We start from the raw sequence: 13,325 nt of genomic DNA on the forward strand, positions 1-13,325 counted from the left end.
GAGTGACATAAAAATGAAAAAAATGATTATATTTTTAACTATTACACTAGGGGCTATGGTATCTATACCTAATAGAAGTATGGCTGAAGGAAATAGTTTATCTGTTCAAATTGAACCTCATAAAAATGCTATTGATAAAAAAGATACCTCATCTTTTAATTTAAAAGTAATACCGAATGAAAATTATGATTTAAAAATTAAAGTAAGAAATGGTTCAAAGAGTAAAACATCAGCAGATATTTTTATTAATGATGCCTATACAACACCAGAGGGGGTTGTTGCTTATGGAGAGAATGACGTTGAGTTGGCAGAAAGTATGATTGATCCTATTTCTAAGTTGGTGACAACAAAAGAGAAATCAATTGATCTGGATCCCGAGGAGACGAAGGAAATTCTTTTTTCTTTGAAAGCTCCTAAAAAAGAATTTAAAGGGATTAAGTTAGGAGCAATTTATGTTTTAAATGCAGTATCTGATAGTGAAAAGGGAAAAATGTTTAAAAATCGTTTTTCTTATACAGTTCCCCTAATGCTTACTGAAAGTGAGGAACAAATCAAGCCTAATTTAGAGTTTATATCGTTAAAGAATATACAAGAAAATAAACGAAATTACTTACAAATAAAACTAGAAAATACAGAACGGAATATTTTATCACGTGGTATTTTTAAGCTTGAGTTATTTAAAGGGGAGAAGAGAATTGCTTCTCAGAGTAAGGAAGAGATGAGTATTGCTCCTAATTCATATTTGCCTTATCAAATGCAGTGGGGTGATAACAATGTAGTCTCTGGGACTTATACTGCGAAATTCTCATTTGATACACCATATGGGATGTGGAAGTGGGATAAAAGTTTTGATATTTCAAAAAAAGAAGCAAAAAATATGAACGATTCAGCTATTCATGTGACAGAACAAAAATCATATTTAGGTTACATACTAGGTGGGAGTCTTCTTCTATTTATTATTTTATTTATGATAATTTGGTATCTTTGGATGAAAAGACAAAAAGATAATGATAAAAATAAAATCAGCTAAATCTAGAGTACATACAGTTATTAAAAATGGCATTAAATGAGAAATTTCTGAAAATATAAAAAAACATTTGCAATTCCATCTTAGTTTGTTTTACAATCGATAAATGAACAAGAAGGGGAGAGATAGTATGGCAAAAAAAATTATTGCTGAAATTATTGGTACATTTGTTTTAGTTTTATTCGGTACAGGAACTGCAGTTTTAGGTGGAGGCGCTGATGGTGTTGGTATTTTAGGCGTATCAGTTGCTTTTGGTTTATCAATCGTTGCGATGGCATATACTATTGGTGTTGTGTCAGGATGTCACATCAATCCAGCTGTGACATTATCAATGATCGTTAACAAGCGTATGGATGTTAAAGAAGGATTAGTTTACATGGTAAGCCAAGTGGTAGGTGCTATTTTAGGATCTGCAACATTATTCTACTTTTTATCAACATCAAGTCTTGAAACAACTAATATGGGTCAAAATTCATTTGGAACATTAGGTGGTCTAGGTTCATTCATTGCTGAAGTTATTTTAACATTTGTATTTGTACTAGTTATTGTAACAGTAACCGGTAAACACGGTATTAACAAAATGGAAGGCTTAGTTATTGGATTTACATTAATCCTAATTCACTTATTAGGTATTCCAATGACAGGGACATCTGTTAATCCAGCTCGTAGTATTGGACCAGCTTTATTTGCTGGTGGAGAAGCATTATCACAATTATGGGTATTTATTGTAGCACCGATGGTTGGAGCTGCTTTAGCTGCAATAGTTGGTAAATTCGTTTTATCTTCAGAAGAAGCATAATAAACAAAAAAACACCAAGCGAAAGCTTGGTGTTTTTTTGTTTTCATTTGCTTTCAGTATAATAATTATACGTAAATAGCCACTTTTGTTAAAACTAAATTCAATTAGATAATAAATAGATGTGTCTAAAAAATGTCATAGTATAGTGAAGATAGTATTAAAAAAATCAGGAAATTCATCTGAAAAATGTGAGATTTTTATTCCAGTTTTTTTGAATTTTTTTAAAAAAAACTGGAATAAACGTTGATTTTAAAGGGTTTTTAGTAGGTGGATTATTTCTAGGTAAAAAAAAAATATAGAGTCGGTTTTTTGGGTTTTAATAGTTTCCGAAAAAATATATCCAAAAAAACAAATAGACGTTTTTTAGGTAAAAGTTCTTTAAAGGAACGTAAATGAACAAGAGGTGACATTTTTTTTTATAAAAGTGGGTTAAAAATGTTATTTTTTTTGTAAAAAAATAACAAGTTTTAAAAAAAAAATATAAAAAAAAAGTAAAATTTTATAGTATAATTTTCATTTTTGTGAAAAAAAGAAAAAAACGGATAGACCGTCATTTTTAAACGTGCTACAATGATTTACGGAAAGTTTAATATGTGTTTGGGGACGCAGGATATTCAATAAATACTCACTATTAAGCGGTAAGAATGGTGTGTTTAGACGTCTTATGAGTTTTATATTGTTATTTAGTTCAAATAACGTTAATTTATTAATCAAAGATAGTCGTTGTTGCGTATTCGTTCATTAAATGGACTTATTATACAATCAAAAATTGTATGGAAAAAGTTAAGAAAGGAGCAAAAAATGAAGAAATTTATTTGTTTAATGTCACTAGGTGTAATGTTAGGTTCACCAATCAGTTCTGTTGCAGTAGGCTATGTAGGTTCAGCTGAACATGAAAATATGTTAGAGAAATTTAAAGATAGCGAACGTAGAGAGTACATGTTATTCACATTAGATTATCTAAGTAATCTGAAAGAAATGAAGAAAGAGCTGAAAGAAGATGCAGTAAAAGCTAAAAAAATGTTAGAAGATATTTCTATCAAAGATAAAAAAGAATTTACTGAGTTTTCAGAGAAGTTCGCTGACTTGACTAAGGCTTTAGATAAAGAACATCCGAAATTAATCAAAATAATGGATGAGGCTTTTGCTAAAGAAACTAAAGAAGAGTTAGAAATACCAAATGAACTACCTGCTAATACTACAGAGAAAAAAGAAACAGTAACATCTGAAAGTAAAGATGAGAGAGAAGTATCCTCTAGCCAAACAGAAGAAACTGCGCTTAAATCTTCAGAAAGCTCAAAAAACTCAGAAAGTAAAGAAACTGAGAGTGAAGCTAAAACAGAGTTATCTGTAGAGACAGAAGGAACTAAGGAGGAGTCTTCAAAATCAGAAGAAAAAGACGTTTCTACTAATAAAGAAGGGTCTCAACTAACTGAGAAAGAAGAAAAACCATCTAAGGATAAAGAATCTAAAGATAAAGAATTAAGTACTGATCCAGATGACTTCATCGTTGATGGTGTTCTAACGGAATCCGGCCTTAAAGAATTAACAAAAAATGGAGATAAAGATGAAGCGAAAGACCTTGAGTCTTATGCTCCAGAAACGTTCAAAAAAACTCCTGAACAACCAACAGAGGATATTATTAGCAAAGCACCACGCGGTCTTGCTTTAAATGATATTTTTGCAACTAAAGATATCCAAGGTAATGCTTACATTACTAAAGAAAAAGTAACGAATACTGATATCGTGGTTATGACAGATAGCGAAAAGAATGCAGGTAAAGATCAAGTAAGTTCAATCTGGTCAACAGATGCAATGAAAATTGATTTAGAGCATGATTTTGAAGCTGAAATGAGTCTATACCTAGGTGGTAATGAAGCGGACGCTGCAGATGGTATGGCATTCGTTTTACAAAATGATTCAGTTCAAGGTACTAAAGCTATCGGTAAAGGTGGAGCTTCATTAGGTGTTTATGGCGACCCTGCTCATACAACTGATGTCTTCAAGAAAGAATCTATTCAAAATAGTTTCGCTGTTGAGTTCGATACTCATACAAATAGAGGAACACTTGATAAAAGAATGCCTCGTATGAAAGTCAGTCAAAAAAATGGTTGGACTGGTGGATTAATTCCTTTCCCAATTATTCGTACAGGTTATAAAACTTATTATAATCGTTCGGCTAAACAACATATTGCAGCAAGTTATCCAGCATATGATAATCCAGCAGGCAAAGGACTGCTTCCAGGCTACCAATTAGATTTCTACCCAGATACGCCTTACATGAAAGCACCAGCTGGTTATAAAGGTGGATGGCAGGGAGTAGAAAAAGTTCCAGCCAATACAGACCCTAATGCACTTTCTCCACGTGAAGGATTACTTAGCGATGGTAACTTCTACTACAATAAGAAGAAAACAGATGCGCTACCAATTATGTCATATTCAAGTTGGTTTAAAAATTATCCTGTAATTAACCATGACACTATGTTCTATTCACAATCATTATTCGATGGGTCTAAACAAAACCTTGCGAATGGTAAGTGGCATGACTTTACAGTGAAATACTTAGCGCCAAGTCAACATGATGATAAAAAAGACATGGGAACGATGGAGCTGAAATTTGATGGGAAAACAGTTAAAACGGTTAGAGCCCTAGATTTCCAAGCGTTAGGAATTGATCCTAAAGCTGATGTTAAAAATATTCGTTGGGGCTTTACAGCTGCAACAGGTAAAAAAGCATCAACACAAGCAGTTGTATTTAAACAAATTCCTGATTTAATCAATGTTAAACATGAAGAAGATATTTTAGATGAAGCAGGCCAATCAATCTATAAAGATGGCGATAAAACAAAAATTGCTGATGTAGATGCTGGAACTAAATTAACTTATCAAACATCAGTAGAATATATCTCAGGTAAACAAAGTTGGTTAAATCCAGAAATTATTTCTACAATTACACCGTATGGTCAATATGTTAATAACTCATATGAAGTATCATTTGATGAAGGGAAAACATGGGAAAAGTTAGACGATAATAATCCTGATGAAATCGTTCGTACTAAAAATGATATTACAGGTAAGTTAAATAAAACAATTTCTTTAGAGGGACCAACTAAAGTAATGACTCGTTTTAAAGTAGACATAGAGCCTACCGATGTAGACTTATTAGCTAAAGAAAATGTCCGCTACTATGGTAAAAATGACAGTTTCTTAAGTGATCTTTTACAGTACACAATCAAACAAACACCGATGAGTGCTGAAATGACTATTGAAAATATGTTAACAGATAGCGATATCGATGGAAATAATGACAAGGTTTTTGGGAATATTTCAAAAATTAAAGATCCTTATAAAGACATGAAGTTAAAAGTAATTCTGACAGGTGATGATGCAGTTGAAGGTGAAGTCGTACCAGTAACAGGTACAGGGGCTGAACGTTCGTATACATTCACACAAACTAATGGTAAGAAATTTACTGCCTCTAACCGTATTCGTGCGAAACTTGTCCCGGCTGATGCTGATAAACAGGACATTATTTCTGTAGCTTCTAAAGAAGTATTAGATAAAACTGCTCCTACAGGGACAAAAGAAGCACCAGTTACAACGTTTAAACGAACTAAAAAAGAAGCAGAATCAATTGAGGTTGATCCGATGTTATTCGTAACAGATATTGAAGATACGAACCCAACGGTTAACCCGGAAGACATCAAAGTTGAGCTAGTAGATGAGGATCTATTCCGTAAAAATCTACAACAATTAACAAACGGTGCTCCTCATAAAGTTAAAATTCATTTGGAGGATCCTTCAGGGAATGTTAATGAAACTATTGCAACTGAATTATACGTAGTAGATCCAAAAGATCGTATCGAGTTACGTGCTGAAGACGTTACAGTAATGAGCGGAGAAATCAAAGATCCGGAAGCTGAAAAATTACTTGAAAAAGAATTACTAACACAAGTATTAGTTGAAGCTGGTGGATGGGAAGGTATCTACCGCGAGGAAGATTTAACAGAAACTGATATTTCAGAGTTTATCGTTTCGGAGTACAAAGGATTAGATTATAAACCAGGAATTTACCCAACCTTATTAAAACTTCGTTACCAATTAGAAGTTGAGAAACCTGAAGAAGGTGAAGAATCAAGAAATGGGAAACCAGTCACACCTCTTAAATTCAAAGTTAAATTCTTAACAGATAAAGAATACAAAAAAGCTAAAGCTGAAGAAAATCCAAACCCAATTTATGAAGTTGAGAAACAAGTTAATGTAACGGTAATTGACGGTGATTTAGATGTGGATGTTGAAGGTGACTTATCTTACAAAGGTAAATTACAAGCAAAAGAAGCTCAATTAAAACCTGAAACAGACATGAAAGTTACTATTAAAGATGGTCGTACTTCAGAAAAAGGATGGGAACTATCAGTTAAAAACAGCCCGTTCACAGATAAAAACAATACACGAGCTGGTGAATTACCATTAAGTTTACTTGTAATGAATAAAGATGGTTCGATTGCTTTAAACTTAAATAGTTCAGAGCAAACAATTAAAACAGGCGATGAAAAATCATTAGAATTATCATTAGGTAAATCTAGTGAGGATCAACACTTTGAAACTAAAGTGGGTGCTTCAAGTCATACATGGGGAACTCCAGAGATGGAGTACACTTCAGAAATCACTTGGAATATCAAGCCCAAAAACGATACATTAAGTAAAATCACTGATAAACTTTCTGCAAAGAAAGGAGCTGACAAATAATGAAAAGAAAAGCAATGTTTGTTAGTTTGTTGTCAATGTTTCTTATGGCAACAGCCTCAGTAGAAGCCGCTAATACAGTTGTTTCAACCGTTGATACTAAATCAGGTGTGAGATTTCATGGCGAAAATCCAAATACTGGTAGTAACAATGGAGAAAATGGTGGGAATAGTGGTAATGGTGAAGGCAATGGCAACGGTGGAAACACGGGTGGCGGTTCTGGAAATGGCTGGTTAGGCGGAGGATCTGGTAACGGATCTGGAAGCGGCTCAAATAACTATCCAAATGGGGCGTACCCGGGTGGAAGTAATGGATCAGGTTCAACAGGGAATGGTAAATTACCACAAACTGGTGAAACTCAAAGCTCAGGAATTTATGTATTATTAGGTAGTTTAGTAACAGTAGGTGCAATGTTTGCCATTGCATTTAAATTTAAAACTAAAAAAAATGAAGGACGTGCAAAATAATGAAAAAATTAAACTTAGTAACAGTAGCAGTATTAGCATCAACAATGGTAGGAGGAGTTGTTGCATCAGCAGCAAATACAGCTCCAGATAAATTAGATACAAATGCTCACATTAAATTCGTACAAGATGATAACAATGGTGAAGGCGGCGGAGAAGTTGAGCCACCAGAACTTCCAGAGGGCGGCGGAGAAATTGAAGTACCAACTCCAGGAGGAAACCAACCTTCAGAGAAAGCACCATTAATGATTAACTTTGCACCTAACTTTGAGTTTGGTGAAGTAGCAATCAAAGCTAAAGATGTTTCAGTATCAGCAATTAACCAAATTAAAAATAAAGAAGGCAAAGATGTTGCTCATTTTGCTCAAGTATTAGATAACCGTGGAACACATAAAGGATGGAACTTATCATTAACAACTACTGAATTCGCCGCTAAAGATGGTTCGAAATTATCAGATGCTACTATTAGCCTAGCGAACGTTACTGCTAAAGGAACTTCAGAAGGTCAAGCAACAGCTGAAGCTAGCCAAACAATTAAATTCCCACAAACAGACGTTTCAGTTATGACAGCAGCTGAAAAAACTGGTGAAGGTTCATGGACTGCAAGCTTTGGTTCAGATGCTACATTAACAACTGAAAATGAAAAATCAGTTAATAAATCAGTTAAATTAAACGTATCAGCTAAAGATATGGCTAAAGTATCAGCTGATGATTACAACTCAACATTAACTTGGAACCTAACAGGAACTCCAACATTTGCTGCTTCAGCAACTCCAGCAGTTTAATAAGATTTGTCTTATAACATATAAAAAACTAAAACTAATAATCCTCAGGAGGAATATAAAATGAAAAAATTAAACTTAGTAACAGTAGCAGTATTAGCATCAACAATGGTAGGTGGCGTTGTTGCATCAGCAGCAAACGTAGCACCAGATAAATTAGATACAACAGCTAAAGTTGTCTTCGAAAAAGAAGAAACAGGTGGAGAAAATGGCGGAGAAGTTACACCACCAGGTGGCGGTGGAGAAATTACACCTCCAGGCGGCGGTGAAGGTGGAGAAACTCCAGAAACAACAGCTGATTTAATGTTAACATTTGCTCCAAACTTTGACTTCGGTACTATTAAATTAGATGCTAAAGCTAAAGAAGTTGCAGCTAAAAATATCATTGAAAACGACAAAGGGAAAGTAACTCACTTTGTTCAAGTTAAAGATATCCGTGGAACACATGCTGGATGGTCATTATCAGCAACAGCAACAGAACTTAAAAATGGCGAAAGCACTTTAGACGGTGGAAGCTCAATTGAAATCAAAGGTTTCAACATCATGGGAGAAGAAGGCGTTGAAGCAACAGCTCCAACTGGAACATTTGCATCAATCAAATTTGATGGTAGCCAAACTCCAGTAATGTCTGCAGCAGCTAATGCTGGTGAAGGAATCTGGTCAGGTATCATGGGTTCTGCTCCAACACAAACAGGTGATACAAATGAAGATGTTAAATTAAACCTTACTGCATCAGATGCTGTTAAAGCTTCTCAAGGTGAATACACTTCAACAATCACTTGGGATCTAGTTGGAACTCCAACATTTTCATCAGCAGCAACTCCACAAGTATAGTTTTTAAAATAACTATCGTTTTGCGAAAAAATAGTATATAATAAAGGGGAAATTTCAAAATGAAAAAATTAAACTTATTAGTAGCAGCAACAGTATTAGCTTCAATGACAGGTTCATTAGTTGCAGGAGCGGCTAACGTTTCACCAACTAAATTAGATACAGAAGGTCACGTTAAATTCCACGCTGGTAACGGCGGAGAAAATGGTGGCGAAGGCGAAAAACCAACACCTCCAGGTGGAGAAACAGAAGAAAAACCTGAAATTGAAAATCCAGAAAATCCAGGTGGAGAAACTCCAGAAACGTCTGGTCCATTAATGATTAACATTGCTCCAAACTTCGACTTCGGTGATCATGAAATCAAAGTTGGCGCTATGTCATTAGAAAATGAAAGTGTTATTACTTCTAAAGATGCTAACGTAAACTACACATCATATGTTCAAGTAACGGATGTTCGTGGTGGGCAAAAAGGATGGACGTTAAGTCTTGACACTACTGCTTTAACTGATGGTAAAGATTCATTAGATGGAACTTTCATCAAAGTTAACGAAAAACGTATTGTTGGTAATGTAGAAGGTCTTGAAGCTTCAGCACCAACTGCAATTGCAGAGCAAATTGAATTCAACAAAACTGGTCAAACTATCATGACTGCTGACGCTCAAAAAGGTGGCGGTACTTGGTCAATGGTATTTGGTAAAGAAGATATCCAAAAAACTGAAACAAACAGTGGCTTAACATTAGAAATCCCAGCTACTGATAGCGTGAAATTAGCAGAAGCTGATTACACTTCAACATTAACATGGAATTTAACTGGTAGCACTTCATTCGCTGAAGCTGCAACACCAGCAAAATAATAATAATTCGAACGGCAGAAGGATCAATCCTTCTGTCTTTCGTTGTAAGGAGTGAAAATAATTGAAACGTTTTTTAATGAGTTTAACAATGGTAGTGGGGTGCCTTGCAGTATTTCCAACTACAGGACTAGCAGAAGGGAATAGTTTATCTGTTCAACCTGAAGCGCATGAAAATGCAATTGACAAAAATGATACATCATCATTTAATTTAAAGGTGAAACCTAACAAGGACTACACACTAAAAGTTACGGTTAAAAATGGCTCTAAGAAAGAAACATCAGCTGATATTTTAATCAATGATGCGTATACAACGCCGGAAGGTGTGATTGCTTATGGTGAAGAAAAAGTTGACCTACCTGATAGTATGAAGGAACCTGTTTCAGGGCTTATTACAACTAAAGAAAAAAATGTTACATTAAAACCTGGCGAATCTAAAGTTGTTGAATTTAAATTAAAAACACCAAAAGAGAGCTTTAAAGGTATTAAATTAGGTGCAATTTATGTACTTAATGCTGTAGCAGATAGTGAAAAAGATAAAATGTTTAAAAATCGTTTCTCATATACTGTCCCAGTGATGTTAACTGAAAGTGATGAGCAAATTAAACCGAACTTAGAGTTCGTGTCTTTAGAGAATATTCAAGAAAATAAACGTAACTATTTACAAATTAAATTGGAAAATACTGAACGTAATATTTTATCGCGTGGTATTTTTAAATTAGATGTTTTTAAAGGTAATGAAAAAATTGCCTCTCAAAGTAAAGAGGAGATGAGTATTGCACCGAACTCTTACTTACCTTATCAAATGCAATGGGGAGACAATAATGTTGTTCCCGGAACATATACAGCTAAATTCTCTTTCGATACGCCATATGGTGTTTGGAAATGGGAAGAAAAATTTGAAATCTCTCGTGAAAAAGCTAAGAAATTAAATGATTCAGCAATTCACGTTAATGAAAAACCAAATAATATGCCTTATATTATTGGTGGAATTATAGCAGCCTTAGTTGCAGCAGGTATTGGTTTCTTCTTCTTTGCTAAAAAGAAAAAAGAAAAAGAACAAGAAAAAATTAAAGAATTAGAAAATGAATTTGATATGTAAAAAAAAGACAGAATAACTTAGTTATTCTGTCTTTTTTTATTTAACGTTCCGAAAATAGTGTATAATACCATTATAGAAAACGCATACAATTGGAGGATGTTATGACAAAACCTAATATTTTATTCATTTTAACAGATCAGCAGCGAAAAGATACATTATCAGCATACGGAGATTTACCGTGTTTCACACCAAATAGTGACCAATTTAGTGAAGAGAGTATCACGTTTGAAAACGCCTATACAGTTTGTCCTATTTGTACACCCGCCAGAGCTTCTCTTCAGACGGGATTATATCCTATTCACCATGGCATGATTACGAATTCTTATAATTACGGTAATATGGTTCAAGAACTACCTGATACACCAGAATTATTGAGTAGGAAATTATTAAAGGAAGACTATCAGGTAGGGTATACGGGGAAATGGCATTTAGGAACAGGTGTTGAGGCTGTAAAATCAGATGAATATATCCAAAAATATATGGGAACGATTGAATTTGCAGAACTAGCGCTAAAAAATGATGCAACACCAACAAGTGTTGGCTACAGTGGAGATGATTTTCCAGGTCATGGGTTTGGAGGACATTACTATCCAAAATTTAGAGAATACTTAGCTGAGAATAATAAGGAATTTAAAATTGAAAATATCATCAAAGGGTATTATGGTGACCATCAAGCTGGTGAGATTACAACTGGTGTGGCTTCTACAATTGAAAATTATCTTATAGAGAGAACAAAAAATATTATAAATGATTTTAACAAGAAAGATAAACCATGGTATTTTCAGCTGAACTTTTGGGGACCACATGAACCTTATTTTGTTCCTACAGAATTTCTAGATCTGTATGATGGCCTAACGATTCCTGAATGGTCTAATTTTAAGGATGGCAACGCCTTAAAACCGCGCATTCATGACGTGAAACGTGGAGACATTAAGGAATGGTCTGATATTGAACCCGCTGTGAAACATTACTTTGCCTGTACGTCTCATATTGATTATCAAATCGGACGTTTACTTGATTACTTAAAGGAAACTAATTTATATGATAATACACTAATTATCATGAGCTCAGACCATGGTGAATCATTAGGAATTCATGATGGGTTATGCGACAAAGCAATATTTATGTATGAGGAAACGTGTAGTATCCCTCTTATTATCAAGCCTCCAAAAGGGACGACTAAACAAAAATTGAATGAGTTTGTAAACAGTTGTGATATCTATTCGACTATATTAAATTATGCAGGATTATCTGAGGAAGAATGTCAGCGTGACGGGCGCTCATTTAAAGGACTAATCGAAGGCGCTAAAATCGAATGGCCTGATACAGTAGTAACAGAGTGTTCAGGAATAGGAAGTGTTTTATTTTCTCAGCGTATGATTCGAAAAGGTGAGTGGAAATATGTCTTTAATTGTGGTGATATTGATGAGTTGTATAATTTATCTAAAGATCCCCATGAATTGACTAACTTGATTGAAGAGAGTGAAAGTCAAGATTCTCTAGACGAAATGCGTGAGTCGCTTTATGACTGGATGTTAGAGCACAATGATAACTTAATTTTTGAATATAAACAGTTACGTATGAATAGAAAGTAGGAAGTTGTATGAAACAGATAGCTGTTCTAGTTAAACCCTCCTCATCATTATGTAATATTAGATGTCAGTACTGTTTTTATGCGGATGTTAGCTCAATGAGAGACGTGAAGTCTTTTGGTAAAATGACGTCAGAAACAACAGAAAAAATGATTGAGAATATATTTGTCGATTTAGAGGATGGCGATGACTTGTCTATTGCGTTCCAAGGAGGGGAACCGACGTTAGCCGGTTTAAAATTCTTTAACTATTTAGCTGAAGTTATTTCAGTTCAGTCTAAAAAGGTTACCGTGAACTATAGCATTCAGACGAATGGTCTATTGTTAAATGAAAAGTGGTGCGAGTTCTTTAAAGAACATAGATTTCTAGTGGGCCTATCGATTGACGGAACTAAATCAAGACATGATGCTTACCGAATAGATACTAAAGGAGAAGGAACATTTAACCGTGTACTAGGGGGGATGCATTTATTAAGGCGCTATGATATCCCCTTTAATATTCTTTGTGTAGTAAGTACTCAAATGGTCGGAGAAGCAAATGACGTTTATAATTTTTTACAAGAAGAGAAGATTGAGTATTGCCAATTTATTCCCTGTTTAGATGAGCTAAAGCCAAGTGGTGAGGACGAATTTTCTTTGAAACCAGAAGGCTTTTATGCGTTTTATAATGTTATTTTTAACCGTTGGTATGAGGAATTAAAGGAAGGTTCTTATCGCAGTATAAAATTATTTGACGACATCATTAATCTGTTGGTATTAAAAAAAATCACAGCATGTGGTATTGTTGGCAATTGCCAGATTCAGTATGTAATTGAAGCGGACGGTAGTGTCTATCCGTGTGATTTTTATGTGTTAGATGAGTACCGATTGGGCTATATTCAAGAGTCTTCTTTACGAGAGCTATTCAGTAAAGAGTGCGCAAAACAGTTTATATGCGAAAGAAAAGAACTGCCAGAGCTGTGTCTGACTTGTCCATTTAGGCAACAGTGTCATGGAGGTTGCAAACGAATGAAAGATGCGGTATATGTAGATAAGTCGGGACGGTTTTGTGGGTACCAAGAAATCTTAAAATTAATAGTACCTAAGTTACCAGAGCTCGTTACTTTGATAAATGATTCAGTGAAATGAAAAA

Annotated in this window: 10 protein-coding genes; all 10 read left to right on the top strand. The window is 34.5% G+C overall.

Annotated features, from left to right (window positions below; all coding sequences use genetic code 11):
* The first annotated feature begins 13 nt into the window (after nucleotides 1-13).
* Nucleotides 14-1,030 carry a WxLIP family cell surface protein gene (locus OL233_RS02770; protein ID WP_275470855.1) on the top strand — a complete coding sequence of 339 codons (1,017 nt, stop codon included), beginning with the start codon at nucleotides 14-16 and terminating at the stop codon, nucleotides 1,028-1,030.
* A 127-nt stretch (nucleotides 1,031-1,157) separates the two neighbouring features.
* The gene (locus tag OL233_RS02775) at nucleotides 1,158-1,826 is read left to right on the top strand and encodes an aquaporin (RefSeq protein WP_275470856.1); all 669 of its coding nucleotides are present in this window, start codon (nucleotides 1,158-1,160) and stop codon (nucleotides 1,824-1,826) included.
* An 801-nt stretch (nucleotides 1,827-2,627) separates the two neighbouring features.
* A complete protein-coding gene (locus OL233_RS02780) occupies nucleotides 2,628-6,575 on the top strand; it encodes a lectin-like domain-containing protein (protein WP_275470857.1) in 3,948 nt (1,315 codons plus the stop codon).
* Nucleotides 6,575-7,039 carry an LPXTG cell wall anchor domain-containing protein gene (locus OL233_RS02785; protein ID WP_275470858.1) on the top strand — a complete coding sequence of 155 codons (465 nt, stop codon included), beginning with the start codon at nucleotides 6,575-6,577 and terminating at the stop codon, nucleotides 7,037-7,039. The genes OL233_RS02780 and OL233_RS02785 overlap by 1 nt, the downstream gene beginning before the upstream one ends.
* The gene (locus OL233_RS02790; protein WP_275470859.1) at nucleotides 7,039-7,821 is read left to right on the top strand and encodes a WxL domain-containing protein; all 783 of its coding nucleotides are present in this window, start codon (nucleotides 7,039-7,041) and stop codon (nucleotides 7,819-7,821) included. The genes OL233_RS02785 and OL233_RS02790 overlap by 1 nt, the downstream gene beginning before the upstream one ends.
* Before the next feature lie 60 nt (nucleotides 7,822-7,881).
* Nucleotides 7,882-8,652: a WxL domain-containing protein gene (locus OL233_RS02795; protein WP_275470860.1), complete on the top strand. Its 771-nt coding sequence runs from the start codon at nucleotides 7,882-7,884 to the stop codon at nucleotides 8,650-8,652.
* A 59-nt stretch (nucleotides 8,653-8,711) separates the two neighbouring features.
* Nucleotides 8,712-9,503, top strand: a complete 792-nt coding sequence (locus OL233_RS02800) for a WxL domain-containing protein (RefSeq protein ID WP_275470861.1) — start codon at nucleotides 8,712-8,714, stop codon at nucleotides 9,501-9,503.
* 61 nt (nucleotides 9,504-9,564) lie between these two features.
* On the top strand, nucleotides 9,565-10,602 hold the full coding sequence (locus tag OL233_RS02805; RefSeq protein WP_275470862.1) for a WxLIP family cell surface protein: 1,038 nt from the start codon (nucleotides 9,565-9,567) through the stop codon (nucleotides 10,600-10,602).
* Between the two features lie 101 nt (nucleotides 10,603-10,703).
* Nucleotides 10,704-12,197, top strand: a complete 1,494-nt coding sequence (locus tag OL233_RS02810) for a sulfatase family protein (RefSeq protein WP_275470863.1) — start codon at nucleotides 10,704-10,706, stop codon at nucleotides 12,195-12,197.
* 8 nt (nucleotides 12,198-12,205) lie between these two features.
* A complete protein-coding gene (locus OL233_RS02815; protein ID WP_275470864.1) occupies nucleotides 12,206-13,321 on the top strand; it encodes an anaerobic sulfatase maturase in 1,116 nt (371 codons plus the stop codon).
* Nucleotides 13,322-13,325 lie beyond the last annotated feature (4 nt).

The sequence above is a fragment of the Vagococcus proximus genome (assembly GCF_029143285.1).
Classification (GTDB): Bacteria; Bacillota; Bacilli; order Lactobacillales; family Vagococcaceae; genus Vagococcus_D; species Vagococcus_D proximus.

Coding starts and splice junctions, on each gene's coding strand:
- OL233_RS02800 (WP_275470861.1), top strand. CDS start 8,712: ATGAAAAAATTAAACTTATTAGTAGCAGCAACAGTATTAGCTTCAATG.
- OL233_RS02785 (WP_275470858.1), top strand. CDS start 6,575: ATGAAAAGAAAAGCAATGTTTGTTAGTTTGTTGTCAATGTTTCTTATG.
- OL233_RS02810 (WP_275470863.1), top strand. CDS start 10,704: ATGACAAAACCTAATATTTTATTCATTTTAACAGATCAGCAGCGAAAA.
- OL233_RS02770 (WP_275470855.1), top strand. CDS start 14: ATGAAAAAAATGATTATATTTTTAACTATTACACTAGGGGCTATGGTA.
- OL233_RS02790 (WP_275470859.1), top strand. CDS start 7,039: ATGAAAAAATTAAACTTAGTAACAGTAGCAGTATTAGCATCAACAATG.
- OL233_RS02795 (WP_275470860.1), top strand. CDS start 7,882: ATGAAAAAATTAAACTTAGTAACAGTAGCAGTATTAGCATCAACAATG.
- OL233_RS02775 (WP_275470856.1), top strand. CDS start 1,158: ATGGCAAAAAAAATTATTGCTGAAATTATTGGTACATTTGTTTTAGTT.
- OL233_RS02815 (WP_275470864.1), top strand. CDS start 12,206: ATGAAACAGATAGCTGTTCTAGTTAAACCCTCCTCATCATTATGTAAT.
- OL233_RS02780 (WP_275470857.1), top strand. CDS start 2,628: ATGAAGAAATTTATTTGTTTAATGTCACTAGGTGTAATGTTAGGTTCA.